Source organism: Arthrobacter sp. TJ-263 (assembly GCF_058269155.1).
The window spans coordinates 1647113-1672510 of record NZ_JBZCNE010000001.1 but is presented as its reverse complement, the minus strand read 5'-3'; the positions used below and the strand labels follow the sequence as shown (position 1 = coordinate 1672510).

Sequence of the window (25398 nt, the reverse complement as noted above, 5' to 3'; positions counted from 1 at the left end):
TCGATGGTTGTTGGTGTCCCTCAGCAACGATCCTAGGCCACGGGGGCTGTAATGCCGGTCACAGCCTCCGGGGCCCGAAGCAGCAGGCGGGTGCCGGCTAGGTCCCGCTTCCGGGGGTGAGCGTCAGGAGCACGGCTTCGGGCCGGCAGGCGAACCGGATCGGCGCGAAGCGTGAGGTCCCGATGCCGGCCGAGACGTTGAGCGGGACGGAGCGCCCGTCCGATTCCCACTGTGTCAGTCCCCGCGCGCGCCAGGTCGGCAGGTCGCAGTTGCTGACGAGGGCACCGTAGCCCGGGACGCAGACCTGGCCGCCGTGCGTGTGCCCGGCCAGGATGAGGTCCGCACCGCCGGCCGTGAAGTAGTCGAGGACGCGCTGGTAGGGAGCGTGGGCGACGGCCACCCGGATGTGCGGCGCCTCGGCCGAGGTACTGCTCCCGGGGGGATAAGGCGCGTACCGGTCGCGATCGAGGTGGGGATCGTCGACGCCCGTGAAGTCGATGCGCATGCCCCTGAAGCCGATCGACTGGGACCGGTTCGTGAGATCCACCCAGCCCGCCGCCCCGAACGCGCTGAACATGTCCGCCCAGGGCAGATCCTTCGGCGCGGACTCCTTGGGTGCGATCGACGGACCCGCGAAGTAGCGCAGTGGATTCTTGAGGGCCGGTGCGTAGTAGTCGTTGGAGCCCGGGACGAAGACCCCGGGAACCTGCAGCAGCGGCCCGAGCGCGTCGAGGAGGGGCTTCACGGCCTTCCGGTGGCTGAGGTTGTCACCGGTGTTGACCACGAGATCCGGCTTCAGGCTCGCCAGGCCGTGCAGCCAATCGGCCTTGGACTTCTGCCCCGGCACCATGTGGATGTCCGAGAGGTGCAGGACCCGCAGGGGAGTCGCACCCGGCGGGAGGATGGGAAGGGTCTCCTCCCTCACCTCGTACAGCGTGCGCTCGACGGTCGAAGCGTAGGCGAGGGTTGCGGCCGCGGCGGTCAGGGTGAGGCCCGCCGCCCAGCCGAGCGGTGCCCCGCTCCGGGATGTCTGAGTCGATGTCACGCTAGTCGTTTCCTCCAGTGCCGTTGTTGCCGGTCGTTCCTCCAGTGGTACCACCGGTGGAGCCGCGCGTGCCAGTTCCCCGGTTGTTCACGTCCGGCGTGGTGCCGCGCTGGGTGCCGTCGATCATGCGCCTCGGCGGATCGACGAAGGGTGTCCCTTCGTACAGGCCGGGAATCTGCTGCATGAAGCGGGCCCAGGAGGGACCTGCGATGAGCGAACCGTCGATCTCCGGGTAGACCTGGCCGCCGATCTGCAGTCCGCTCAGCGAGCTGTCGGGACCCTCGCCCTGCCAGTTGCCGATCCAGCTCGCCGTCACCATGCCCGAGTTGTAGCCCATGAACCAGGTCTGTGACCGTGCGTCATTGGTGCCCGTCTTGCCGGCCATCGGGATGTCGCCGTACTCGAGCAGCTGGCCGGAGCCGTCCGTCATGACTTCCTGCGTCGCATAGTTCACGCCACGGGCGACGTCCTGGGAGATCTTCCGGTCGCAGGAGACCGCCGGGACGGGGTAGCTGGTGCCGTCCACCGCGGTCACCTCGGTCAGTGCGCGGGGGTCGCAGACGACGCCTTCGTTGGCGAAGCCGGAGAAGGCCTTGGCCATCGACATGGGTGCTGCCTCGCCACCGCCACCGATCAGGGCGGAGGGCTGGAAGCCGAAGCGCTCCTCCTCGCCCTCGGAGCTCTTGGCCTGGTGGACACCGAGGTCGTAGGCGATGTCGCGGATGCGGCACAGGTCGAGCTGCTTGGCGCTGGACATGGTGATGGTGTTCAGGGACTGCGCGAGGCCGTCGAGGACCGTGGTGGTGCGGTAGTTCGTGTCACCGTAGTTCTGCGGCGTGTAGCCGTCCTCCTCCTGGATCTCGAACTGGCCACCCCGGGCGCAGCTCGCCTCCCACCTGTCGCCCTGGGGGTAGGTCCGCTTGCTGCCGTCGAGGTACTGGTTCAGTGCCTTGCCGTCCTCGACCCACGCGGCCACCGTGAACGGCTTGTACGTCGAGCCCGGCTGGAAGCCGCCGCCGCCGCCGAGGCTCTTGGTGGGGTCCCCGCCGTCGAACTGGTCGACGTTGAAGTTCAGGACCGTGTTGCCGGAGCCGGCTTCCGGGTTGTACCGGGTGTTCTGGGCCATCGACAGGATGTTGCCGGTCTTCGGATCGAGGCTCACCATCGTGTGCCCCACCTTGCCGTCGGTGGTGTCCGGGTTGGCGGTCTCGGTCACGGCGGTCTGCGCGGCGGCCTGCACGCGGGCGTCGAGCGTGGTCTTGATCGTCAGCCCGGACCGGAAGAGGACCTTCTGGCGGTCCTCCTGGGTCTCGCCGTAGGCGGGGTCGTTCAGGATGAGGTGGGAGACGTAGTCGCAGAAGTACGGCGCCTGGTCCGCACCGACGCATCCGCTCAGGGTCGGGGTGATGTCCAGCCCGAGGTCCGTCGCGACGGCGGCGTCGTGCTCTTCCTGGGTGATCTTGCCGCGGGTGAGCATGGCGTCGATGACGAGGTTGCGCCGCTCGAGCGCTCGCTCGGGATTCTCCGTGGGGCTGTAGTAGGTCGGACCGTTCACCACGCCGGCGAGCAGGGCGCTCTGCTGGATGTTGAGGTCCTTCGCGTCCACGTTGAAGAAGTACTTGGACGCGGCCTGGACTCCGTAGCTCGTCCCGCTGAACTGCACGATGTTGAGGTAGCCCTCGAGGATCTCGTCCTTGGAGAGTTCCTTCTCCACGGCGATCGCGAGCTTCATCTCGCGGAGCTTGTCGCCCACCGACTTCCCGCCGCCGTTGAGGGTGACCGTCCCGCCGTTCTGCCGGGCCGAGTCGTTCAGGACATTGGTGACGAACTGCTGCGTGAGGGTGGACGCGCCACGGCTCGTCCCGCTCGAGACGTTGCTGGCAATGGCGCCGAAGATGCCTTCGAGGTCCACGCCGCCGTGGTCGTAGTAGCGGTAGTCCTCGATCGCGATGAGGGCGTCCTTCATCACCGGGGATACCTGGTCGAGGGTGACCGGCTGCCGGTTCTCCTCGTACAGGGTGGCGATGAGGGAATCGTCGGCCGCCAGGATCTTCGTCGGCTGGGCGAGCGCCTCGAGCTCCAGCTCCGCCGGCAGTTCCTCGAAGAACTGGATCGAGGCGGACGCCCCGGTGCCGGCAGCCGCGGCCACCGGTACGAGGAGACCTGCGGCGAGCACACCGGCGAGCCCGCTGATTCCGAGGAATGCAGTGATCCTGCCGAGAGTGGTAGCCGTGTCGAAGAGGGGTGATTTGCGCGCAGCCATTATTCCAGTTTACAAGCACGCGCTAGGCTTTCTTCATGACGAAATGGGAGTACTCCACGATTCCGCTCATCATCCACGCGACGAAGCAGATCCTCGATCAGTGGGGTGACGATGGATGGGAGCTCGTCCAGGTGGTTCCCGGGCCCGACGGCAACGGCCTCGTGGCCTACCTCAAGAGGGAGAAGAGCTAGCTGTGTCCGCAGCGAATCCGGTGATCTCGGGGGTCGAAGCACGTCTCGCCGACCTCGGGGTCGCCCTGCCCGCCGTCGTCCCGCCGGTCGCCTCCTACGTCCCTGCCGTCGTGAGCGGCAGCCACGTCTACACCTCGGGGCAGCTCCCTTTCATTGACGGCAAACTCCCAGCTTCGGGCAAGGTCGGAGCGGGTGTGGACGCCGCGACCGCGACCAGCCTCGCCGCGGTCTGCGCCGTGAACGCGCTTGCTGCGATCAAGAGCGTGATCGGCGACCTCGACCGCATCACGCGGATCGTGAAGGTCGTGGGCTTCGTCGCCTCGGACCCCTCGTTCACCGGCCAGCCGGGCGTGATCAACGGGGCGTCGGACCTCCTCGGCACGGCGCTCGGCGACGCGGGCGTGCACGCCCGTTCCGCCGTCGGCGTGGCGGTCCTCCCCCTCGACTCTCCCGTCGAGGTCGAGATCATCGCGGAGTTCGTCTAGGCCGTGGACCGTCTCAGCACCAGGCTCTTCCCTGTACATCCGGACCAGCGTTCGGCAGCACAGAGCTGGATCGAACACGGGGAACGCACACCCCTCAAGGCGCGCCCGGCGTCGTCGGTGGTCCTGTTGCGCGACAGCGCGATCGGCACCGAGACGTACCTGACCTACCGGCGCGGGCAGTCCCCGCTGGGTGTCATCGGCTTTCCGGGCGGCAGTGTCGAGGAGTCCGACGACGAGGAGATCCCCTGGTACGGCCCTACGCCGTCGATGTGGGCGAAGATGCTCGGCGTCGAGGACCACCGGGTGGCGCGGCGCCACGTGCTGTGTGCCATCCGGGAACTCTTCGAGGAGACCGGTGTGCTGCTGGCCGGGCCCGACGCGTCGTCGCTGGTCGAGGGTACGCAGGCCAGGGAGTGGATGAAGGCGCGGGAGGCCATCAACGAGGGGGAGTGCCGGTTCGCGGACATCCTCGGCCGCCGCGGGCTCGGCGTCCGGACGGACCTCATCAAGCCGCTCTCGCACTGGGTCACCCCGGATTTCGCCCACCGCCGGTTCGACACCCACTACTTCGCGGCTGCACAGCCCGTGAACCAGGAACCGAGCATCCTCGAGAGCAAGGGCGTCTGGGGCGAGTGGCGCTGGGCCGCCCAGGAGGTGGCCGACCGCGACACCACCCGGCTCGGTGACGAGGTGAGCCAGCCGAACACCGTGGGCTGCACGCTCAGCGAGCTCGCGGTGCCGGCGGTGGAGATCATCCTCGAGAAGATCGGCTCCTCGCGCGGCTGCATCGCGTACCTTTCCCACAAGCGCCCCGTGAAGCTCTACCATCCGGAACTCTCCGAGCGCGACGGCGATCTCATGCTGCAGGTCGAATGTCCCAAGCTCACCGAGGGCGGGTCGGTCCAGCGCGGGCGCTGACGGCGTCGTTCAGGGTTTCTCCCCGGCCCCTTCCCCCTCAACCCGTCGTGCACCTGTGGTGGGTGACGGCGTCGGGCGCGTGCTCCGGCGACGCGGTTGGATGCCTCGAGGGACGCATCGCAGGGATCGTCCATGCCACCGGGGTGAGCGCACAGGTGTGGTCGGTGGGAGCGCCCGATACCCACCACACCTGCGCACCCAGACGGGGAAGAAGGCCGCCCCGGCGGCCCCATCGACGCCGGGGGTCAGCGGCTGCGCTGGCGCAGGCGCTGGATGTCGAGGATGACGACGGCGCGCGCCTCCAGGCGGAGCCAGCCGCGCTGGACGAACTCGGCCAGGGCCTTGTTGACCGTCTCGCGGGAAGCGCCCACGAGCTGCGCCAGTTCCTCCTGCGTGAGTTCGTGGGCCACGAGGATGCCGTCCGTGGCGGGCCGGCCGAACCGGTCCGCAAGGTCCAGCAGGGCCTTCGCCACGCGACCCGGGACATCCGAGAACACGAGGTCGGCCAGCGATTCGTTGGTGCGGCGCAGGCGGCGGGCCAGGGCCTGGAGCAGCTGGGCCGAGACCTCGGGGCGGGTCTCGAGCAGCGCGCGCAGGTTCTCGTTCTTTAGGCCGGCCAGGCGTGTCTCGGACACGGCGGTCGCGGTCGCGGTGCGGGGGCTCGGATCGAAGAGCGCCATCTCGCCGAACAGCTCGCCGGGGCCGAGGATCGCGAGGAGGTTCTCGCGGCCGTCCTGTGCCGTGCGCCCGAGCTTGATCTTGCCGGAGACGATGAAGTACAGCTGATCGCCCTGATCGCCCTCGCGGAAGACCGACGACCCGCGGGGCAGATCGACCTCGATCAGCTCGTCCGTGAGTGCGGCGAAGACGTCGTCTCCCAGTGATGCGAAGAGGGGTGCCCGGCGCAGTACCTCAATGTCCATTAGTTCTCCTGATGCGTCTGTCGTGCGTCGTTCCGCGGCGGTCCCCGCTGTCTTCTCCTGTCCATCTTGCCGTACCCGAGCGGTTGTGACGACTGATACACGTCTCCCGAGCCCGGATTGCAGGCCGGGAGCGCGGCCACTCCCCGCCTTCTCCCACACTTCGCCGCTAGAATCGCTCGCAGTGCCGGGACCTGTGCAGCCGTCCCGCGCCCAGAGCCAGGGGAGAATGTACGTGCCGGAAGTCAGCCTCGGGGAGTTCACCCTCCTCGACATCATCCTGGTGGTGGTCCTCCTCGGCTATCTGGTCGCCGGGCTCCGCAACGGGTTCCTCGTCACCCTCGGCGGTATCGCCGGCTTCGTCGCCGGAGCCGTTGCCGCCTTCTTCGCCGTACCCCTGGTCAGCGGCTGGGTGCCGGACAATCCGTGGCGCCTGATCGCGGTCATCGGCACGGTCATCGTCCTCATCATCGTCGGGCAGGGCGTCGGCTCCGCCCTCGGGGCGTCCATCCGGCGCTGGTCCGACTTCCCGCCCCTGCGCCTCATCGACCGCATCCTCGGCGGGGTGGTGAACGTCGTCGTCGCCGCCCTGGTCCTGTCGATGCTCGCCTTCAGCGTCGGGACCCTGGGGGTCCCGTTCCTGTCCCAGCACATCGCGTCCTCGCAGGTCATCCGGACCATCGACACGACCACGCCGGGGCCCGTGCGCACCTGGATGGCCCAACTGCGCTCCATCGCGGTCGACGACGGCATCCCCACCATCCTCGAAAGTGTGGGACCCGCCACCCCCGCCGAGGTGCCCGACGCCGCGGTGGACACACCCGGGCTCGCCGCCGCCGGGGCCTCGGTGGTCCGCATCACCGGCACGGCCTTCCAGTGCGGGCAGAACCAGACCGGTTCGGGTTTCGTCGTCGCACCCGGGCGCGTCATCACGAACGCGCACGTCGTGGCCGGCGTCGAACGGCCCGTCGTGGAAGTGCCGGGAGGTGGCGCCCTGCCGGGCCGGGTGGTGCAGCTCGACACCGTGCGCGACGTCGCCGTGATCGCCGTCGACAGCCTGCAGGCCCCTCCGCTGTCCCTCGGCGAGGAGCTCGCGAACGGCGCGACGGCGGCATTCGCCGGCTACCCCGCGGGCGGCCCCTACCGGATCCAGCCTGCGAGCGTGCAGGGACTCTCACCCGTGCTCGTCAACAACATCTACGGCGCGGACCCCCGGCCCCTGCAGATCTACAGCCTCGCGGCCAACGTGCAGCAGGGGAACTCGGGCGGTCCGCTGCTGGACCCCCAGGGTCGGGTGGCGGGCGTCGTCTTCGCGAAGTCCACGGCGGACGCGCCCGTGGGCTACGCGCTCTCCCTCGCGGAACTGCGCCCCATCGCCGAGAGCGCCGGGGATCTGGACGACACCGTCTCCGCAGGACAGTGCACACGCGGATAGGCGCCTGACCCGGACGCCCTCAGAGCCAGGCGATGGACTGCCCGTGCGGACCCGTACGGGCCACCGACCGGCCGTTGTGCTGCAGCACGAACAGGCCGTCCCGCTCGCCGGGCGCCGGCTGCATGGCGCCGGGCACGCCGGTCAGGGTGCGGTGGCCCTCGTGGGATAGCCAGTGCACCGGGCGGTCCCGGTCCGCCGCCAGCCTGAGCATGGTGCCCGCGAAGCGGTCCCGGCCGGCCTGGTCGAGATAGGCGAGCACCGCACTGTGGAACACGACGACGACGGCGTCCTGCGGCGCGCGCTCGACGAGCGGCTCGATGTGGTCGTTCAGGTCACCGCGGACGAGCAGCGGCGGATCGGCGCGGACCACGCCGAGGGCGGCGCGGAGCCGCTCGGCGCGGAAGCCGTGCTCCGGCCAGACGAGCGACTCGAGCCATCGGACGTCGTCCTCGTCCCGGGCGTCGAGGGGATTCAGGTCGATCCCGGCCCGCCAGACGACCTCCGGCAGCCGCGAGGGCAGCGGCACGTCCCCGGACACGGCGCATTCGAGGGGAGGGACCGGCGAGCCGCTGCCCGGTTCGAGCACCGGCCCCGGGGTGTAGGAGTACGCGTACCGGTCGGGGTAGAGGCAGGCGCCGGCCGATGCTCCGACCTCGATGAGGGCGAGCGGCCGGCCCTCCTCCGCGCTGATGGCGGCGAGGAGCGGAAGCAGGACCGCACACCGCCCCGCTTCATTGGTCTGGGTGGTCCGGCTCTCCATGACCGCACGGATGGACGACCACTCGGCGAGGACGAAGGAGCGGAAGGCGGAGTAGTCGCCGAGGGGCACCCCGACGAAGCGCGTCGCACCGAGGAACAGGACCGGCTGGCGGCGGTGGGGCGGCAGGGTGTCGAGGCGGGCGAGGATGTCGCCGTCGTCGCTGATCCCCGTGCACCACTCGTCATAGAGCGGCGAGTAGCCCCGCGCCTCCACCTCGGCGAAGCGGCGGTAGCGCTCAGCGGTGGTCGCTTCGATCTCCGTCATCGGTCCTCCTGATCCCCGGGGCGGTTCGCCAGGGGGACCGGCTCGCCGCACGATACCAAATCGTAACCACCGGGACCTCCGAAATGCTGTTTGTGCCCCACTGGGAAGTTAGGCTCGTCACACCTATCAGCGCGTTCGTCGTCGCGATCCCTAGGGATGCCGGTCGATGCGCCAGGAATTACTCGTCACCAGGGAGCAATACATGTCTAACCGAGGCACATCCGTGCGCGGCGCAGGTTTCGCGAGGAAACGCGCTGCGCTCACCGCCGGTATCTCCATCACCGCACTCCTGCTCACAGGCTGCGTCCAGAGCCAGCGCGAGGAGAACACCGGCGCCGAGGGCGACTCCGCCGTCGATTCCACCTTCGTCTTCGCCGCGTCCTCCGACCCGAAGTCGCTCGATCCCGCGTTCGCGAGCGACGGCGAGTCCTTCCGCGTCAGCCGGCAGATTTTCGAGGGCCTCGTCGGCGTCGAACCCGGCACAGCCGACCCCGCCCCGTTGCTCGCGGAGTCCTGGGAGACCGCCGAGGACGGCCTGTCCACGGTCTTCCAGCTGAAAGAGGGCGTCACCTTCCACGACGGCACGCCGTTCAACGCCGAGGCCGTCTGCTTCAACTTCGACCGCTGGTACAACTGGACCGGCATCCAGCAGGCGGAGTCGACGTCGTACTACTACGGGTCGCTGTTCCGCGGCTTCGCCGACAGCCCCGAGAACGCCATCTACGAGTCCTGCGAGGCCAATGGGGACAATGAAGTCACCATCAACCTGGCCAAGCCGTTCGCCGGATTCGTCCCCGCGCTGTCGCTGCCGGCCTTCGCGATGCAGAGCCCGACGGCGCTCGAGGAGTACTCGGCCGACGAGATCGGCGGCACGGCCGAAGCCCCGTCGCTGAGCGAATACGCCCTCGGCCACCCCGTCGGTACGGGCCCCTTCAAGTTCGATTCGTGGGACGTCGGTCAGCAGCTCGAGCTCTCGATCTACGACGAGTACTGGGGCGACAAGGGCCAGATCACCAAGACGATCTTCCGCATCATCGACAACCCGCAGGCACGCCGCCAGGCCCTCGAGGCCGGGGACATCGACGGCTACGACCTCGTCGCTCCCGCCGACACGCAGTCCCTCGAGGACGCCGGCTACAACATCACCGCGCGTGACCCCTTCACCATCCTCTACCTGGGCATGAACCAGGCCATCCCCGAGCTCAAGGACCCGAAGGTCCGCGAGGCCATCGCCCACGCGATCGACAAGGAAGCCCTCGTGGCGCAGACCCTGCCCGAAGGCACCAAGGTCGCCACGCAGTTCATCCCCGACGTCGTCGACGGGTACAACGAGGACGTCACCACCTACGACTTCGACCCCGAGCGCGCCAAGGAACTGCTCGCCGAGGCGGGCTACCCCGACGGCTTCGAGGTGACGTTCAACTACCCGACGAACGTCTCCCGTCCGTACATGCCGACACCAGAGCAGGTCTTCACCAACCTGCAGGCCCAGCTCGCGGACGTCGGCATCACGGTGGAGCCCGCTCCCGCCGCCTGGTCCCCCGATTACCTGAACCAGGTCCAGGCGACACCGGACCACGGCCTGCACCTGCTCGGCTGGACCGGCGACTACAACGACACCGACAACTTCATCGGCGTCTTCTTCGGCCAGGAGAAGCAGGAGTTCGGCTTCGACAACCCCGAGCTGTTCGCGGCCCTCGACGAGGCCCGTGGGATGAGCGATCGTGACGAGCAGACCGAGAAGTACAAGGAGATCAACGAGCAGATCGCCGAGTTCAATCCGGCCATCCCGCTCGCCCACCCCGCTCCGTCGCTGGCCTTCGCGCCGCGCGTCACCTCCTACCCGGCGAGCCCCGTCAATGACGAGGTCTTCTCGGACATCGAGCTGAGCGAGTAGCAGTACCACGCAGCGCGGGCCGGCCACTGATCCCGGTGGTCGGCCCGCGCTGTCCTACCCCCGCCCGGCATCCCGGTTCACCCGGAAGGATCCCCAGTGTTACGCGTCATCGGTAAGCGGCTAGCCCTGCTCATCCCCACCCTGTTCGGCCTGTCCGTCCTGCTGTTCCTATGGGTGCGCAATCTCCCGGGCGGCCCGGCCACGGCCCTCCTCGGGGAGAAGGCCACCCCGGAGGCCATCGCCCGGATCAACGAGCTCTACGGATTCGACCGCCCTCTGATCACCCAGTACCTGACCTACATGGGCAAGCTGCTCCAGGGGGACTTCGGGGTCTCGATCAACACCGGGCGCCCCGTGCTCGAGGAGTTCGCCACCCGGTTCCCGGCGACCATCGAACTGACGATCGTCGCCCTGATCTTCGCCGTCGGCGTCGGCGTGCCTCTCGGGTACCTCGCGGCGCGGCACAACGGCCGGTTCATCGACCACAGCTCGGTGGTCCTCAGCCTGATCGGCATCACGGTACCGGTCTTCTTCCTCGCGTTCATCCTCAAGTACCTGTTCGCGATCCAGTGGTCGCTCCTGCCCCCGGACGGCCGGCAGGACCCGCGGATGGACGCCACGCACTACACGCAGTTCTACGTGCTGGACGGCCTGCTGACGGGCGAGTACGACGCCGCCTGGGACGCCTTCCTGCACCTGATCCTGCCCGGACTCGCCCTCGGCACCATCCCGCTGGCGATCATCGTCCGCATCACGCGCGCCTCGGTCCTGGAGGTGCAGAACGCCGACTACGTGCGCACCGCCCGGGCCAAGGGACTCAGGGAGAGCACCATCCGCGGCAGCTTCATCCTGCGGAACGCGATGCTCCCCGTCGTCACGACCATCGGCCTCCAGCTGGGCCTGCTCATCTCCGGTGCAGTGCTGACCGAGACGGTCTTCGCCTTCAACGGCATCGGCCGGTTCCTGCGGGACGCCATCTTCGGGCTGGACTACCCGGTCCTCCAGGGCTTCATCATCTTCATCGCGGTTCTCTACGCGCTCATCAACCTGATCGTCGACCTCTCCTACTCCGTCATCGACCCGAGGGTGCGTGTGCAATGAGTACCATCCTGCCCCCCGCCGCCGGCGGCTCCGTGGCTTCGAACGATCCCGCCGTCGATACCGGGCGCGGCACGGGTCTGTGGAAGGACGCCTACCTCCGGCTGCGCCGGAACCCGCAGGCGATCGTCGGGGCCGTCATCATCGGGCTCTTCCTGCTCGTGGCCATCCTCGCGCCCATCCTCGCGCCCTACGGCGGCGACGAGCTCCCGGGACGCACGTCGATCACCCCCACCACCATTCCGGGTCCGGGCGAGATCGACGGATTCCCGCTGGGACTCGACCGATTCGGCGGGGACGTCCTCAGCAAGCTCATCTGGGGCGCCCGCGCATCGCTGCTGATCGGCGTCGTCTCGACGGCGCTCGGCCTCGCGGGCGGGATGCTGCTCGGCGTCCTGGCCGGGGGCCTTGGCGGCTGGGTGGACAGCGCGATCATGCGGTTCGTGGACATCCTGCTGTCCGTCCCCAGCCTCCTCCTCGCCGTCAGCATCGCCGCGATGTTGGGCCAGAGCACCTACGCGATCATGATCGCCATCGGCGTCTCGCAGATCCCCATCTTCGCAAGGCTCCTGCGCTCCACGATGCTGTCGCAGCGGGGCGCCGACTACATCCTCGCGGCGCAGACCCTGGGCCTCAGCCGCCGGACGATCACGATGAGCCACCTGCTACCGAACAGCATGGGTCCCGTGATCGTGCAGGCCACCCTCAGCCTCGCCACCGCCGTGATCGACGCCGCCGCGCTGGCCTTCCTCGGCCTCGGTGGCGGGCTGCCGCAGACCGCCGAGTGGGGACGCATGCTCACCTACGCGCAGGCGGAGCTCGGGGTCGCGCCGCAGCTCGCCTTCCTCCCGGGTGCGTGCATCGTCATCACGGCGCTGGGCTTCACCCTGCTGGGGGAGTCGCTGCGCGAGGCCCTCGACCCGAAGACCCGCAAGAAGTAGCCCCTCCGCCGCAGGACACGGGACGCGGCAGCGGCCACCAGCCCCCAGGCCGGTGGCCGCTCCCGCGTCCCGGCCGGTCAGCGGGCGTGCACATCCAGCCGCCGCGGGTCCGTCAGGAGACCGCCGTCCCAGCCGCCCGTCGTCGCGGCGGCGTCGTACGTGGCGCGCAGGAAGGCGAGCAGCACCGCATCCGGATCGGTGGCCGTGCGGACGGACTCGTAGGGCAGCAGGAACTGGCTGAACTCCGCACTGTAGAACGCACCCTCGACGTCGACGGGCGCGTCGCGGTACCCCTCGGGTTCGGGGTAGGCGTACGAGTAGAAGGCACCTTCCTCGCCGCCGCCGGGCCAGAACCCGCAGCTCGAGAGTTCGTGGGAGTAACCCTCCTCCATGACCCAGTCCGCGCAGTTCGGGGCGCCCCCGGGGTGGATGGGCGCGGGCCTTCCGGAGAACCGTGTGCAGGCGAGGTCCATGCCTCCCCAGAAGAAGTGCACGGGGCTCACCTTGCCGAGGAACTCGGCCCTGAAGCGCGTGAGGACCCGCTCGGCCTGGATGAGCTGGCGCCAGAACGCCGTCACGGCGGCGGGATCGTAGGACGCGTGCCCGTGGTCCTCGGCGAAGGGCACCGCCGGATCCACCTCCGTCGGGACCGGCCGGATCGGTGCGTCGATCCCCACGCCGGCCAGCGCCGCGATGGTCCGCTCATGGAATCGGGCCACGGACTGCGGCTCGAGGGGGACGCTGCGATCCTCACCCGAACTGGTGCGCACCAGCAGCCGGTGGTGCACGACGTCGAACTCCAGGTCGAACATGCCGTTGCCGTAGGGGATCGACGACGTCGCCCAGCCTCGCGGCGTCACGTAAAAAGGCACCTGCCACCAGTGGTTGACCAGGGGAGCGTGGGCCATCCGGACCTTGCCGACGACCTGGAGCCACATGTGCAGTGTCGCCCGGGTGTCCTGCCAGTCCTCGACCCGGAGCGCGGGCCAGCCGCCCGCCGCCGTCGTCCCGCCCGCTGTCGTCGTCCCGCTCATCGTGCCGTGCCCGCGCATGGTGGCCTCCGTCGTCGTGTGCCGCCAATCTATGTGCCCGGCCGGGTGCCCGTACAGGGAGGGACGACGCCCGGCCCGGGCCGCTTGCTAGGGTGGCAGCGACGGACCCCGGTCGAGGCGGGACGTGCATGCCGTGCGCGTTCCTCTCCGGGGCCACCCCGGGGTACGCAGACCGACCAGCACAGGGCGCCTCAGGCGCCCGACTGCGCTCCGCGCAGCTCAGCGCCCGAACAGAGGGACAGGTCGGCCGGGGTCCGTCGCCCAGCCGCGGGGCGGCACGTGCGGGTTCGGAGGGGGAGCCATGAACGACACCGGTCCGACGACGGGAGACGGCGGCCTGAAGGGTCCCGCCACGGCGCGCCGTGGCGGCGGACGCCCTGCGCCCTCTCCACGGCCCACGCGGGCCTCGGCCACCCTGGCCCGTGAGCCCGCGCCGGGCGCCCCGGGCCTCTCGCTCCTCTTGGCCCACGCCTTCCTCGATGCTCCGGACTGGCGGCGGGAGGAGCTGATCGTGGCGGGCGCTGCCCTCCTCGGCGCACGGCGGCGCTGGCTGGGTCCTCTCGCCCGCGGCGTGCTGGCCGGCTACCCGAGGCGGCCCGACGGCGCGCCCCGGGAGTTGGCCCGGTGGATCGCCGCCCAGTCCGCCTTCACCGACGCGATCGCCAGGGCATCCGCCCGCGGTACGCCCGACAACCCGGCGCGGTACGTCTCCGCGGTTCCGGAGGTGCAGGCCCCGACCGGGTCCGCTCCGGAAGGCCCCGTCGGGACCCCCGGGACGAGGGACCTCGCCTGGCTCGCGCGGGAGCTGCGGCTCACCCCGGGAGAGCTCGACTGGTTCGCGGACACCCGGCACTGGAATCGACGCGCAGCAACCCGCGCGCTGCACCACTACCGGTACGAGTGGCGTGTGCGCCCGGGACGCGTGCCGCGGCTCCTGGAGATCCCCGGGATCCGCCTGCGGACGGTGCAGCGCCGCGTGCTCGACCACATCCTCGCACCGATCCCCCTGCACGGCGCCGCGCACGGATTCGTGCCCGGACGCAGCGCTCGGACGGGCGCGGCGGCCCACACGGGCGCCGAGGTCGTCATCGCCCTCGACCTGGTCTCCTTCTTCGCGTGCGTCACACCGGGCCGGGTCTTCGGGGTCTTCCGCCAGGCGGGCTTCCCGGAAGCGACCGCCCACGCCCTCACGGGACTCTGCACGCACGAGGTGCCGGACGCGGTGCTGCGGTCGATGCCCGACGGCGGCAGCACCGGGGAACGCTTCGCCCTCGGTCGGGCGCTGGGGGAGGCGCATCTGCCGCAGGGGGCGCCGTCGTCGCCCGCCCTCGCCAACCTCGCCGTCCGGCGCCTCGACTCGCGGCTGGCCGGCTGGGCCGCCGCGGCCGGAGGCACCTACACGCGGTACGCGGACGACCTCGCCTTCAGCGGCCCAGCCGGCCTCGCCCGGCGCACCGACTCCTTTCTCCGCGGTGTCGAGCGCATCGTCCTCGCCGAGGGCCATGCGGTGAACCGGCTCAAGACCCGGGTGAGCGGCGCCTCGGTGCGGCAGACCGTGACCGGCGTCGTCGTGAACGCGCACACCAATGTGGCCCGGACGGACTACGACGCCCTCAAGGCGATCCTCCACAACTGCCGCGTGCACGGACCCGAGTCCCAGCGGCGCGGACAGGCCGACTTCCGGGCACACCTCGCCGGGCGCATCGCCTGGGTGGAGTCCCTGAACCCGCAGCGCGGCCGCAGGCTCAGGGACGCCTTCGAACGGATCAGCTGGTGAGCGGCGCTAGGAGGCCAGCTCGCCGATGTTGAGCTCGTTGCCCGGGATGGATGCCAGCAGCTTCCGCGTGTACGGGTGGCGGGGGTTCTGGAAGACCTCCTCCGAGCTGGCCGCCTCGACCAGTTCGCCGTCCTTCATGACGCAGACGTAGTCGGAGATGAGCCGCACCACCGCGAGGTCGTGCGAGATGAACAGGTAGCTGAGGCCCAACTCCGACTGCAGGTCGCCGAGGAGCTTCAGGATCTGCGCCTGCACCAGCACGTCGAGCGCGGAGACCGGCTCGTCGCACACGATCAGCTCCGGCTTCAGCGCGAGGGCACGCGCGATGGCGACACGCTGCCGCTGCCCGCCCGAGAGCTCCGCCGGGTAGCGGCGCAGGGCGTTCTGCGGCAGGGAGACCTGGTCCATCAGCTCCCGCACCCGGGCCGCGCGCTCCTTCTTCGACCCGCGCTTGTACGCGTTGAGGGGCTCCTCGACGATGCGCTCGATCGTGAACATCGGGTTCAGCGAGGAGTACGGGTCCTGGAAGATCGGCTGCACCCGCTGCCGGAAGTCGCTGAGCTGCGCCTTGTCGAGCGTCGCGACGTCCATGCCGTCGAACGTCATGGTGCCCGACGTCGGTTCGACCAGCTTCAGCAGCATGCGCGCCGTCGTGGTCTTGCCCGAGCCGGACTCGCCGACGATCGCGACGGTCTGCCCGCGCGGGATGTCGAGGGTGACGTTCTTCGCCGCGTAGAAGTCCTCCTTGCTGCCGCGCCGCTTGTACACCTTCGTGAGGTCCCGGATCTCGACGAGGTTCCCGCGAGCGGCGGGCGTCCCGCCGCTCGCGGGCGGTGCGGGCCGGTCCGACGGCGACGTCGCCTCGTGGGCGCCGCCGGCCGCATGAGGGGCGGCGTTGCTCGCCGGTGCCGCCGCACCGTCGTGCCCGGAACCCTGCTCCGCGAAGACGGCCTCCGCGAGCTTCAGCCGGCTCGCGGTGTCCGCGGTGAACGCTCCCGGGCTCAGGCGGACCGCGGCGACGCTGGGAGCTGCGCGCACGAGCGACTGCGTATAGGGGTGCTGCGGGTCGTTGAGCAGCTGATCGGCCGGGCCGGTCTCGACGACCCGGCCGCGGTGCATGACCACGAGCTGCGAGGCGCGCTCGGCGGCGAGACCGAGGTCGTGGGTGATGAGGAGCACCGATGTGCCCAGCTGCTCGGTCATGACCTCGATCTGGTCCAGGATGGTGCGCTGCACGGTGACGTCCAGCGCCGACGTCGGCTCGTCGGCGATCAGCAGGCGCGGCCGGCATGCCATCCCGATCGCGATGAGCGCCCGCTGGCGCATGCCGCCCGAGAACTCGTGCGGGTACTGCTTGGCACGCTCACCGGCGTCGGGCAGCCCGGCCGCGGTGAGGACCTCGATCACGCGCTGCGTGACGTTCTTCTTGGTGGCCATCCCATGGACGAGGAGGGTCTCGGCGACCTGGGTGCCGATCTTCGTCACCGGGTTGAGGTTGGACATCGGGTCCTGCGGGACGAGGCCGATCGCCCGGCCGCGGATCGACCGCATCTTCGCCTCGGGCAGGCTCGTGAGGTCCTGGCCCTCGAAGAGGATGCTCCCGGAGGTCACCCTGCCGTTGCCCGGCAGCAGGCCGATGCACGCCATCGCCGTCGTCGACTTGCCCGAGCCGGACTCGCCCACGATCGCCAGGGCGCTGCCGCGGCTCAGGGTGAAGCTCGCCTCCTCGACCGCCTGCACCTCGCCGTGGGTGGTGCGGAAGCTCACCGCCAGGTTCCTCACCTCGAGCAGGGGTGCGTCGAGGTCCTGGGGCTGGGCGGCCGCGCTGCCGGCGGGAGTGATGTCCGTCATAGGACCATCGTGCCCTATGGGTCGGGTGATCGGTGTCCTGGAGGGACGGACCCGCGCTAACTTTCTGGTGCTTGTGCGGCGTCGGGGATCGCGGCGGTGAGCCGGACGGCGAGGTGGTCGACGGCGAGCCGGTAGCCGTCGATGCCCGCACCGACGATCACGGCGTCGGCCACGCCGGAGATGTACGAGTGGTGCCGAAAGGGCTCGCGGCGGTGCACGTTGCTGATATGGACCTCGACCACGGGCAGGCCGACGCCGGCGAGCGCGTCGCGGATGGCGATCGAGGTGTGCGTGTAGGCCCCGGCATTGATGACGATCCCGTCTGCCGTCGAGCGCGCGGCGTGGATGGCGTCGATGATCCCCCCCTCGTGGTTGGACTGCAGTGCGTCGACGGTGCAGCCGCGGCCCCGCGCGGTGTCCGAGGCCAGACGGACGACGTCGTCGAGGGTCGCTGTGCCGTAGACGTCCGGTTCCCGCGTGCCGAGCAGGTTCAGGTTGGGTCCGTTGATCACGAGGATGCTGGGCGTGCGCGGGGTCATGCCCTAACTATGCCGCACCGGCGCGGCTGCCGAGGCGGCCGTCTCCGTCACCGGATCCTGGAGCCGCGACCGCAGGCGCACCGCGCCCGACGCCCCGGCCACGGTGACGAGGCTCATCGCGGCGAGGACGACGCCCGGGTGCCACCACGCGCCGTCGGTGGCGATGCCGAACTGCTGCGTGATCGACGGCGCGAAACCGGCGACGATCGCGGCGATGCTGTAGGCGAAGGACAGCGCGGTGAACGCCGTCACCGGTTTGAAGATGTCCGCCATGAGCCCGCCGAGCGCCGCCCAGCTGGCGGTCGGGAGGATGCCGCCGAGGATGATCGCCGCGATGTACACCGGTTCGGTGGCGATGCTGATGACCCAGTACAGGGGGAAGGCGATCAGTGCTGTTCCCAGTGCGCCCCCGGCGACGACCTTCGCCGAGCCGATGCGCATCGCCAGGTAGCCGAACGCGGGGATGGTCACGAGCTGCAGGACGGAGCCGACGAGTGCCGCGTTCAGGACCGTCTCCTGGGACAGGCCGAGGGTCCCGGTGCCGTATGCCTGAGTGTAGGTGACCATCAGGAAGTAGGAGCCGATGCCCAGCACGGCGGAGGCGATGGCGACCACGATGGCGGCGGGCTGGGACTTCAGGACCTCGAGGAAGGGGACGCGGGGGAGCGCGTGCTCCCGGCTCGTCTCCCGGAAGACGGGCGTCTCGTCGATCGCGAGCCGCAGGTAGATCGCGACGGCGAGGAACGGGAACGCGAGCAGGAACGGGATGCGCCACCCCCAGGTGGTCATGACCTCCGGCGCGATGACGGCGAGGGCCAGGAAGATGGCGGAGATGAGCATGGTGCCCACGGGCGAGCCGAGCTGGGGGATGGAGGCGTAGAGCGCCCGTTTGCGCGGTTCGGCGTGCTCGGTGGCGATGAGGATGGAGCCGCCCCACTCGCCGCCGAGCGAGAGCCCCTGCAGGAGGCGGAGCACGGTCAGGATGATCGGGGCCCAGACGCCGATGGTGGTGTAGTCCGGCAGGAGTCCCACCGTGCCGGTCGCCAGGCCCATCAGCGTGATGGTCCAGATCAGCGTGCGCTTACGGCCGATCCGGTCCCCGAGGTGCCCGAAGAGGATGGCGCCGAGCGGGCGGGCGACGAATCCCATCGCGAAGACCAGGAACGCCGAGAGGGTTCCGGCCAGGGGGTCCTGCTCGGTGAAGAAGACCGTGTTGAAGACGAGCGCGGCCGCCGTGCCGAACACGTAGAAGTCGTAGGACTCGAGGGCCGTCCCCACGAAGGAGGCACCGGCGACGCGGCGGGCCATGCGGGGATTCGTGGCGGGAGGCTGCTGCAGGGTTGTGGACACGCTGAAATCATCCTCTCGCCCGAGGGCGTCGGCCACCTTTCAGGACGAACGTCACACCCGTCCCGGTGCGGCTCAGGCGGGCAGGGGTGTGCGGCGGCGCGCGCTGATGATCGCCCGTCCGGCCGTGGTGAGGGACCCGGTCACGGCCGCGGGGTCTCCCATGAAGCCGTGCACCATGGCGCCGTCGCGCAGCATGATGAGCTGGTCCGCGACGACCTCGGGCCCCTCCACCGCGAGTTCGGTCAGCAGCCCGGTCACCACGGCGTGCAGCCAGGTCCGGTACTGCTCGACGGCGCCCCGCACCATCGAGCCGTCCGCGGGATACTCGGCGGCCGCGTTGATGAACGTGCACCCGCGGAAGCCCGGCCGGCACGCCGCGGCGCCGTTCGCGGCGGCCAGCCGGAGCAGGACCTCGCAGGCGTCGGCACCCTCGGCCCGCTCGCGGTCGACCGCCGCCTGCAGCCGGCCCAGCTGGTCCTCGAGGTAGGCGACGACAAGGTGGTCCTTGGTCGGGAAGTGGCGGTAGAAGGTCACCTTCGTGGTGCCGGCGTCGGCGATGACCCGGTCGGCGCTGACCGAGCGGATGCTCGTGGCGTCGAACAGGCGGGTTGCCGACGCGAGGATGCGCTCGCGGACGGGAGGGGCGGTCATCATGCTCCGTTCTGCGGTCGTCGTGCCGATTTGGTGGAAGTAGAGTTACTAGTTAGTCTACATAGTCGGCAAGGGCATCCGGCCCCCACGACGAAAGGATCGACACCATGAGCGCTCTCTACACGGCAGTGGCGACGGCGACCGGTGACGGCCGCGACGGCAAGGCACGGACCGACGACGGGCAGCTCGTCGTCGACCTCGCGGTCCCCACCGAGATGGGCGGTACGGGCGGCGCGACCAACCCCGAGCAGCTCTTCGCCGTCGGCTACGCGGCCTGCTTCCACAGCGCCCTCAAGCTCGTCGCGGCCCGCAGCAAGGCCACGATCAGCGAGACGGCGGTCACGGCGGAGGTCAGCATCGGCCCGGTCGACGGCGGCGGGTTCCAGCTCGCCGTCGCCCTCCACGCCGAGATCGGCGGGGTGGACCAGGGGACCGCGGACCGGCTCGTGGAGCAGGCCCACCAGGTGTGCCCCTACTCGAACGCCACGCGCGGCAACATCGAGGTCACGGTCGACGCCACGATCGGCTGATCCGTCCCCGGGACGAGGAAGGCCCCCGCAGGTGCGGGGGCCTTCCTCGTCTCCCTGGCTGCTACTTCCGCAGCGACACGGCGATCTGCTGCATGATCGTGGGATCGGACAGCGTGGTGGCGTCGCCGACCTCGCGGCCTTCCGCGACGTCCTTGAGCAGGCGCCGCATAATCTTCCCGCTGCGGGTCTTCGGCAGTTCGGGGACCACCAGGATGTTCCGCGGCTTCGCGATCGGGCCGATCTCCTTCGCGACGTGGTTGCGCAGGGTGGTGACGATGTCGTCGTCGTCCTTCGCCGAACCGCGCAGGATCACGAAGGCGACGATCGCCTCGCCCGTCGTCTCGTCGCTCGCCCCCACGACGGCGGCCTCCGCCACCGAGGGGTGGCTGACCAGGGCCGACTCGATCTCGGTGGTCGAGAGGCGGTGGCCCGAGATGTTCATGACGTCGTCGACGCGGCCGAGGAGCCAGATGTCGCCGTCGGCGTCCTTCTTCGCACCGTCGCCGGCGAAGTACATGTCGTCGAAGCGCGACCAGTAGGTGTCCTTGAACCGCTGGGGGTCACCCCAGATGCCGCGCAGCATCGCGGGCCAGGGTTCGCGGATGACGAGGTAGCCGCCGGCCCCGTCCGGGACGGACTCGCCCATCTCGTCGACGACGTCGATCGCGATCCCGGGCACGGCGACCTGCGCCGAGCCCGGCTTGGTGGCGGTCACCCCGGGCATGGGGGCGATCATGTGCGCCCCGGTCTCGGTCTGCCACCAGGTGTCCACGATCGGCGCCTTGCCCCCGCCGATCACGTCCCGGTACCACATCCAGGCCTCCGGGTTGATCGGCTCACCGACGGAGCCGAGCACCCGGATCGAGGAGAGATCGTACTTCTTCGGGATGTCCCGCCCCCACTTCATGAAGGTCCGGATGGCCGTCGGTGCGGTGTAGAGGATGCTCACCTTGTACTTCTCGATGAGTTCCCACCAGCGGCCCTGGTGCGGGGTGTCCGGCGTCCCCTCGTACATGAGCTGCGTGGCGCCGTTCACGAGGGGCGCGTACGTGACGTAGCTGTGCCCGGTGACCCACCCGATGTCCGCGGTGCACCAGAAGACGTCGGTCTCCGGACGCAGGTCGAAGGTGTTGCGGTGGGTGAACGCGGTCTGGGTGAGATAGCCGCCGGTCGTGTGCAGGATTCCCTTGGGCTTCCCCGTCGTCCCCGAGGTGTACAGGATGAACAGGGGGTGCTCGGCGTCGTGCGCGACGGCCGTGTGCTCGTCCGGGGCGTTGTCCACGACGTCGTGCCACCAGAGGTCGCGTCCTTCGGTCCAGGCGACGGCCTCGTTGTTGCGGCGGACCACGACGACGTGGGAGACGGTGTGGCCTTCCGCCTCGAGGGCGCCGTCCACGGCCGGCTTGAGAGCGCTCGGCTTGCCGCGGCGGTACGTGCCGTCGGCGGTGACCACGAGCTTGGCCTCGGCGTCGTCGATGCGGCTGCGGAGGGCCTCGGCGGAGAAGCCACCGAAGACCACGGAGTGGACGGCGCCGATCCGGGCGCAGGCCAGCATGGTGACGACGGCCTCGGGGATCATGGGCAGGTACACGGCCACGCGGTCGCCCTTCTGCACGCCGAGGGACTCGAAGGCGTTGGCGGCCTTCTTGACCTCCCGGGTCAGTTCCGCGTAGGTGATGGTGCGCGTGTCCCCGGGTTCGCCCTCGAAGTGGATGGCCACGCGGTCGCCGAGGCCGGCCTCCACATGCCGGTCCAGGGCGTTGTAGGCGGCGTTCACGGTGCCGCCGACGAACCACTTGGCGAACGGTGCGTCCGACCAGTCGAGGGTCTGGGTGAAATCGCGGTCCCAGGTGAGCAGCTCGCGGGCCTGCCTGGCCCAGAACTCGGTGCCCTGCTCTCGGGCCTCGTCGTAGAGCGACGGCTGTGCGACCGCCCGCGCCGCGAACTCCGCGCTCGGCGGGAAGCGGCGTTCCTCGTGCAGCAGGTTCTCGAAGGCGTCGCCTTGTCGTTCGGCGGTCATGATCTACCCCTTTGTGACGTGGTCGGTAACGGACAGAAGAAGCGGGGTACGCCCGTCCGGCGCACCACCACGTGCTCTACGGGAACCCTATCGAGTTCTCCCCGACCGCGTGTGCCGGACGTCACAGGGCCTAGCCGAACTGCGGCGATTGTGCGATGAGCGGCGCGGTGCCGGTGCCCGTGGTTGCTGGAGAAGGTCCGGGCCGGTGGCTAGGGTGGAGGAAGGCAATCGACGTCGGAGGCCGTTGGTGCTCCGCCGGACACCAGCGCCATGAACGGGAGTACACCATGACCGAAGCATCCGAGGAACATCGCAGCACAAGCCACGGGCCGGCGGGCGGTGCGGAGCGGTCCCCGTCGTCCGTGCAGACAACGGGGTCGGACGGGCCGTCCACGGAGAGCCGGCCCGTCGGCCGGAGCCGGGCCCTCGTCGGACCGTTCACGCTGCGGGAAGTGCTGTTCGGCGGCGGTGTGCTGCTCGTCTTCATCGGCACCCTGCTGCCGTTCCTCGACGGGATCGTGCGGTACGAGAACTTCTGGAACACCGCGCCGCTCTTCTTCGTCGGCATCGGCATCCTGCTGCCCGTGGTCTCCCTGGCTCTCCTTGCCGGACGCCGTCTGGGAAGCTCGGGGCTGCGCGTCGGCTCGCTGTCGGTCGACCAGTTCGCGTCGGTCTCGGCGGTGCTGGCCACCACGTACTTCTTCCTGCAGACGGTGACCCAGTTCCACCCAGGGCCCCTGGTGGCCCTGATCGGTGCGCTCGGCATGCTGACCGCGACGGTCCTCGCACCGTTCCTGCCCGTCCTCAAGGACGATTTCGCCGACCGCCCCGAGGTACCGGCCCACCCGGTGGCGCGCTCCATCACGGCGGCGCAGCCCCGCCCCGCCAAGCCCGCTTCCGAGAAGCCTGCCCCCTCCTCCAAGGACACTGCCGCGCTGGACGCCCCCGCGAAGGACACCGCCGGGCTGGACGCCCCCGCGAAGGACACTGCCGGATGGGCTTCCCGGTTCGGCCGGAAGGACAAGTCGGGCGTGAACCCCGCCGCCGCCGCCGTCCTGCAGAACGGTGCCGGCCTGTACGGGGCAGGGGGAGCGGGCGCCGTGGGTGCCGGCGCGGCCGCCGCGGGCCAGTCCGGGATGGAGCCCGGCACCGCCAGGACACCCGCGACGTCCGGTGCCACGACCCGCGCCTCGGCCGACACCACCTCCGACACCACGTCCGGCACCACCTCCGATACGGACTCCCGCGTGTCGGAGGAGCCGGCTCGCCCGTCGGGCGCGTCCGAGGGCGGCGCCCACGCCGTCGAGGGTCGCGACGCGGCGCGAGGCAGCGCGGACGGGCATTCCTCCACCGCGGTCCAGCCGTCGTCCGTCGGCGAGACCCGGGTCCACGAGGTCGTCCGGGACGAGCCGGCCCGGACCGACACCGCACCGTCCTCCGAGGAGCGGGACCGCCAGGAGCCGATCACGGCGACCCGGTCGGCGGACGAGGAGTCCGTCGTCGAGGCGTTCTGGTTCGCCGTCGGGTCCCCCCGTCCGGTCTTCGACGAACAGACGGGCCGTGAGGTCTTCACACTGCAGCCCGGCGACTGGGAGGTCGGGATCGAGGATCGCGGCTCCGAGTTCTTCGTGCAGGACAAGCGGACGGGCACCGTGGGTATCCTCCGGGATCTGCGCAACATCGAACGCGCCCCCCAGGACTGACCCCCGCCCTGCCGCTGCATGGCCGGCGGACAGCAGTACCGGAAGGAGACACGCGAGTGGCAGGCAGGAAAGCGCAGGTCGACGAGGAGTCGCCGGTCGCCCTCAAGCGGCGGGCGCGGAAGATCAACCGGGTCCTGGGCGAGACCTACCCGTACGCGGTAGCCGAACTCGACTTCAGGAACGCGTTCGAGCTGCTGGTCGCGACGGTCCTCTCCGCGCAGACCACGGACGTGCGCGTCAACCTCACGACGCCGGCGCTGTTCGCGCGCTACCCCGACCCGCGGGCGTTGGCCGAGGCCGAGGAGAGCGAACTGCAGGAGCTCATCCGGCCCACGGGGTTCTACCGTGCGAAGGCCAACAGCCTGCTCGCCCTGTCCCGGCGTCTGGTCGACGAGTTCGACGGCCAGGTGCCCGGCTCCCTGGATGATTTGGTGACGCTTCCCGGGGTCGGGCGGAAGACGGCCAACGTCGTCCTGGGAAATGCCTTCGGGGTCCCCGGCATCACGGTGGACACCCACTTCGGGCGGCTCGCCCGCCGCTTCCGGTGGACGGCGGCGGAGGACCCGGTGAAGGTCGAGCAGGACGTGGCAGCCCTGTTCGAGCGCAAGGACTGGACGATGCTCTCGCACCACGTCGTCTTCCACGGCCGCCGGATCTGCCATGCCAAGAAGCCTGCCTGCGGTGTCTGTCCCGTGGCCGCGCTGTGCCCGTCCTACGGTGACGGGGAGACGGACCCGATGAAGGCGGCGAAGCTGCTGAAGTACGAGCTCGCGCCCGGTCGGGAGGATCTGCTCGCGTCGATGCGCGCCGGGCAGACGCGGACCGAGCTCCGCGAGGCCGGGCACGGGCTGGGTGCGTAGGACCGACCGGCTGCGGTCGGTGCCGGAACGCAGCGGCGTGCGTCGGTGCCCGACGGCCCGGGACGCCGTCGCCGCAGGACCCGCGGAGACCCGGGGGTGACGGCCCGCGACGAGCTCGCCCGGTGGGTGGCGTCCCTGCAGGTGACGGGGGCGCCCCTCGTGCGCGTGGACGGCTGGCAGTTCGCAACACTCGATCCCGCGAAGAGCCGACGGGCTGCCGTGCTCATCCTGTTCGGGGCGAGGGAGGGCCTGCCGCACTCCTCCCCGCCGCAACCCGGACCCGACGACGTCGATCTCCTCTTCGTGATGCGCGCCAGTTCCCTGGCCCACCATCCCGGGCAGGTGGCATTTCCCGGCGGGACCATCGACGCCGAGGACATGGACGAAGGTGCCGCGGCGCTGCGCGAGGCGCGCGAGGAGACCGGAGTGGATTCCGACGGCATCGAGATCCTGGGCGCACTGCCTGAGGTGGGGCTCCCGGTCAGCAACTTCATGGTCACGCCCGTCCTCGCGTGGTGGACGGAACAGTCCCCGGTCCACGCGGTGGACACGGCCGAGTCCGAGCTCGTCTTCCGGTGTGCGGTGAGCACGCTCCTCGACCCCTCCCGTCGGAGGACGGCCGTGGTCCGCCGGAACGGGTTCGTCAGCAGGACCCCCGCCTTCCTCACGCCGGACGCTGTGGTCTGGGGATTCACCGCGCTGCTCCTGGACGCGATCTTCGACGGGCTCGGCTGGACGAGGCCGTGGGACCGATCGCAGGAGATCCCCGCACCGCTGTGAGCCGCCCGGGCCCGTTGCGTTCGCCGGGAGTCCGGCGCTCCGCCCCGTGAGGGGCTCTGTCGACGACG

General features: G+C 70.2%; 22 protein-coding genes. 12 read left to right on the top strand and 10 right to left on the bottom strand.

The annotated features are described in order from the left end of the window. Nucleotides 1–97 precede the first annotated feature (97 nt). Complete coding sequence (locus AC4D2F_RS07970) at nucleotides 98–1045, bottom strand: metallophosphoesterase (protein WP_490910093.1); 948 nt, start codon at nucleotides 1043–1045, stop codon at nucleotides 98–100. A gap of 1 nt (nucleotide 1046) precedes the next feature. Then, a complete protein-coding gene (locus tag AC4D2F_RS07965; RefSeq protein ID WP_490910092.1) occupies nucleotides 1047–3308 on the bottom strand; it encodes a transglycosylase domain-containing protein in 2262 nt (753 codons plus the stop codon). Nucleotides 3309–3343: 35 nt separating this feature from the next. Here AC4D2F_RS07965 and sp36 point away from each other — a divergent pair, with 35 nt between their 5' ends. Genes sp36 through AC4D2F_RS07950 form a run of 3 tightly spaced genes read left to right on the top strand, consistent with a single transcriptional unit; the run spans nucleotide 3344 to nucleotide 4902 of the window. Beyond that, on the top strand, nucleotides 3344–3499 hold the full coding sequence (gene sp36, locus AC4D2F_RS07960) for a Sp36 family protein (RefSeq protein WP_137370103.1): 156 nt from the start codon (nucleotides 3344–3346) through the stop codon (nucleotides 3497–3499). 2 nt (nucleotides 3500–3501) lie between these two features. Beyond that, complete coding sequence (locus AC4D2F_RS07955; protein ID WP_258069893.1) at nucleotides 3502–3984, top strand: RidA family protein; 483 nt, start codon at nucleotides 3502–3504, stop codon at nucleotides 3982–3984. A gap of 3 nt (nucleotides 3985–3987) precedes the next feature. After that, complete coding sequence (locus tag AC4D2F_RS07950; protein WP_490910091.1) at nucleotides 3988–4902, top strand: NUDIX hydrolase; 915 nt, start codon at nucleotides 3988–3990, stop codon at nucleotides 4900–4902. 245 nt (nucleotides 4903–5147) lie between these two features. Here the strand turns inward: AC4D2F_RS07950 and AC4D2F_RS07945 are convergent, their stop codons facing one another. After that, nucleotides 5148–5825 (bottom strand): Crp/Fnr family transcriptional regulator, encoded by a 678-nt coding sequence (locus AC4D2F_RS07945; RefSeq protein ID WP_043441798.1) that lies wholly within the window; start codon nucleotides 5823–5825, stop codon nucleotides 5148–5150. 232 nt (nucleotides 5826–6057) lie between these two features. Between AC4D2F_RS07945 and AC4D2F_RS07940 the strand changes: the two genes are divergently transcribed. Continuing rightward, nucleotides 6058–7257, top strand: coding sequence for a MarP family serine protease (locus tag AC4D2F_RS07940; RefSeq protein WP_490910090.1), 1200 nt, complete (start codon nucleotides 6058–6060; stop codon nucleotides 7255–7257). Between the two features lie 19 nt (nucleotides 7258–7276). Here the strand turns inward: AC4D2F_RS07940 and AC4D2F_RS07935 are convergent, their stop codons facing one another. Then, nucleotides 7277–8281, bottom strand: coding sequence for a DUF2332 domain-containing protein (locus AC4D2F_RS07935; protein WP_104168029.1), 1005 nt, complete (start codon nucleotides 8279–8281; stop codon nucleotides 7277–7279). A 202-nt stretch (nucleotides 8282–8483) separates the two neighbouring features. Between AC4D2F_RS07935 and AC4D2F_RS07930 the strand changes: the two genes are divergently transcribed. The 3 genes from AC4D2F_RS07930 (at nucleotide 8484) to AC4D2F_RS07920 (ending at nucleotide 12217) form a co-directional block, all read left to right on the top strand. Beyond that, complete coding sequence (locus AC4D2F_RS07930) at nucleotides 8484–10178, top strand: ABC transporter substrate-binding protein (RefSeq protein WP_490910088.1); 1695 nt, start codon at nucleotides 8484–8486, stop codon at nucleotides 10176–10178. Nucleotides 10179–10274: 96 nt separating this feature from the next. Continuing rightward, nucleotides 10275–11279, top strand: a complete 1005-nt coding sequence (locus AC4D2F_RS07925) for an ABC transporter permease (protein WP_490910086.1) — start codon at nucleotides 10275–10277, stop codon at nucleotides 11277–11279. Beyond that, nucleotides 11276–12217, top strand: coding sequence for an ABC transporter permease (locus tag AC4D2F_RS07920; RefSeq protein ID WP_490910085.1), 942 nt, complete (start codon nucleotides 11276–11278; stop codon nucleotides 12215–12217). The genes AC4D2F_RS07925 and AC4D2F_RS07920 overlap by 4 nt, the downstream gene beginning before the upstream one ends. Before the next feature lie 77 nt (nucleotides 12218–12294). Here AC4D2F_RS07920 and AC4D2F_RS07915 read toward each other — a convergent pair whose 3' ends face one another. After that, a complete protein-coding gene (locus AC4D2F_RS07915) occupies nucleotides 12295–13269 on the bottom strand; it encodes a DUF5996 family protein (protein WP_490910083.1) in 975 nt (324 codons plus the stop codon). Between the two features lie 301 nt (nucleotides 13270–13570). Here AC4D2F_RS07915 and AC4D2F_RS07910 point away from each other — a divergent pair, with 301 nt between their 5' ends. Next, nucleotides 13571–15046: a reverse transcriptase family protein gene (locus AC4D2F_RS07910; RefSeq protein ID WP_490910082.1), complete on the top strand. Its 1476-nt coding sequence runs from the start codon at nucleotides 13571–13573 to the stop codon at nucleotides 15044–15046. 6 nt (nucleotides 15047–15052) lie between these two features. Here AC4D2F_RS07910 and AC4D2F_RS07905 read toward each other — a convergent pair whose 3' ends face one another. The 4 genes from AC4D2F_RS07905 to AC4D2F_RS07890 form a co-directional block, all read right to left on the bottom strand. Beyond that, the gene (locus tag AC4D2F_RS07905; RefSeq protein WP_490910081.1) at nucleotides 15053–16897 is read right to left on the bottom strand and encodes a dipeptide ABC transporter ATP-binding protein; all 1845 of its coding nucleotides are present in this window, start codon (nucleotides 16895–16897) and stop codon (nucleotides 15053–15055) included. A 56-nt stretch (nucleotides 16898–16953) separates the two neighbouring features. Beyond that, nucleotides 16954–17436 carry a type II 3-dehydroquinate dehydratase gene (gene aroQ, locus AC4D2F_RS07900; RefSeq protein ID WP_490910080.1) on the bottom strand — a complete coding sequence of 161 codons (483 nt, stop codon included), beginning with the start codon at nucleotides 17434–17436 and terminating at the stop codon, nucleotides 16954–16956. A 3-nt stretch (nucleotides 17437–17439) separates the two neighbouring features. Next, the gene (locus tag AC4D2F_RS07895; protein ID WP_490910079.1) at nucleotides 17440–18786 is read right to left on the bottom strand and encodes an MFS transporter; all 1347 of its coding nucleotides are present in this window, start codon (nucleotides 18784–18786) and stop codon (nucleotides 17440–17442) included. A gap of 72 nt (nucleotides 18787–18858) precedes the next feature. Continuing rightward, nucleotides 18859–19437, bottom strand: a complete 579-nt coding sequence (locus AC4D2F_RS07890) for a TetR/AcrR family transcriptional regulator (protein WP_490910078.1) — start codon at nucleotides 19435–19437, stop codon at nucleotides 18859–18861. A 107-nt stretch (nucleotides 19438–19544) separates the two neighbouring features. On the opposite strand from AC4D2F_RS07890, the gene AC4D2F_RS07885 reads away from it, so the two are divergent. Continuing rightward, complete coding sequence (locus tag AC4D2F_RS07885) at nucleotides 19545–19967, top strand: organic hydroperoxide resistance protein (RefSeq protein WP_104168036.1); 423 nt, start codon at nucleotides 19545–19547, stop codon at nucleotides 19965–19967. Between the two features lie 61 nt (nucleotides 19968–20028). Here the strand turns inward: AC4D2F_RS07885 and acs are convergent, their stop codons facing one another. Then, nucleotides 20029–21987 carry an acetate--CoA ligase gene (gene acs, locus AC4D2F_RS07880; RefSeq protein ID WP_490910077.1) on the bottom strand — a complete coding sequence of 653 codons (1959 nt, stop codon included), beginning with the start codon at nucleotides 21985–21987 and terminating at the stop codon, nucleotides 20029–20031. A gap of 287 nt (nucleotides 21988–22274) precedes the next feature. Here acs and AC4D2F_RS07875 point away from each other — a divergent pair, with 287 nt between their 5' ends. The 3 genes from AC4D2F_RS07875 to AC4D2F_RS07865 all read left to right on the top strand — a co-directional run bounded on the left by AC4D2F_RS07875 (nucleotide 22275) and on the right by AC4D2F_RS07865 (nucleotide 25330). Further along, the gene (locus tag AC4D2F_RS07875; RefSeq protein WP_490910076.1) at nucleotides 22275–23690 is read left to right on the top strand and encodes a hypothetical protein; all 1416 of its coding nucleotides are present in this window, start codon (nucleotides 22275–22277) and stop codon (nucleotides 23688–23690) included. A gap of 56 nt (nucleotides 23691–23746) precedes the next feature. Then, nucleotides 23747–24550 (top strand): endonuclease III, encoded by an 804-nt coding sequence (gene nth, locus AC4D2F_RS07870; RefSeq protein ID WP_104168039.1) that lies wholly within the window; start codon nucleotides 23747–23749, stop codon nucleotides 24548–24550. A 96-nt stretch (nucleotides 24551–24646) separates the two neighbouring features. Then, entirely contained in the window at nucleotides 24647–25330 is a 684-nt protein-coding gene (locus AC4D2F_RS07865; protein ID WP_490910075.1) for an NUDIX hydrolase, read from the top strand. Nucleotides 25331–25398 lie beyond the last annotated feature (68 nt).

Coding starts and splice junctions, on each gene's coding strand:
- AC4D2F_RS07910 (WP_490910082.1), top strand. CDS start 13,571: ATGAACGACACCGGTCCGACGACGGGAGACGGCGGCCTGAAGGGTCCC.
- AC4D2F_RS07935 (WP_104168029.1), bottom strand. CDS start 8,281: ATGACGGAGATCGAAGCGACCACCGCTGAGCGCTACCGCCGCTTCGCC.
- AC4D2F_RS07945 (WP_043441798.1), bottom strand. CDS start 5,825: ATGGACATTGAGGTACTGCGCCGGGCACCCCTCTTCGCATCACTGGGA.
- AC4D2F_RS07920 (WP_490910085.1), top strand. CDS start 11,276: ATGAGTACCATCCTGCCCCCCGCCGCCGGCGGCTCCGTGGCTTCGAAC.
- AC4D2F_RS07965 (WP_490910092.1), bottom strand. CDS start 3,308: ATGGCTGCGCGCAAATCACCCCTCTTCGACACGGCTACCACTCTCGGC.
- sp36 (WP_137370103.1), top strand. CDS start 3,344: ATGACGAAATGGGAGTACTCCACGATTCCGCTCATCATCCACGCGACG.
- AC4D2F_RS07905 (WP_490910081.1), bottom strand. CDS start 16,897: ATGACGGACATCACTCCCGCCGGCAGCGCGGCCGCCCAGCCCCAGGAC.
- AC4D2F_RS07930 (WP_490910088.1), top strand. CDS start 8,484: ATGTCTAACCGAGGCACATCCGTGCGCGGCGCAGGTTTCGCGAGGAAA.
- acs (WP_490910077.1), bottom strand. CDS start 21,987: ATGACCGCCGAACGACAAGGCGACGCCTTCGAGAACCTGCTGCACGAG.
- AC4D2F_RS07890 (WP_490910078.1), bottom strand. CDS start 19,437: ATGACCGCCCCTCCCGTCCGCGAGCGCATCCTCGCGTCGGCAACCCGC.
- AC4D2F_RS07875 (WP_490910076.1), top strand. CDS start 22,275: ATGACCGAAGCATCCGAGGAACATCGCAGCACAAGCCACGGGCCGGCG.
- aroQ (WP_490910080.1), bottom strand. CDS start 17,436: ATGACCCCGCGCACGCCCAGCATCCTCGTGATCAACGGACCCAACCTG.
- AC4D2F_RS07885 (WP_104168036.1), top strand. CDS start 19,545: ATGAGCGCTCTCTACACGGCAGTGGCGACGGCGACCGGTGACGGCCGC.
- AC4D2F_RS07915 (WP_490910083.1), bottom strand. CDS start 13,269: ATGCGCGGGCACGGCACGATGAGCGGGACGACGACAGCGGGCGGGACG.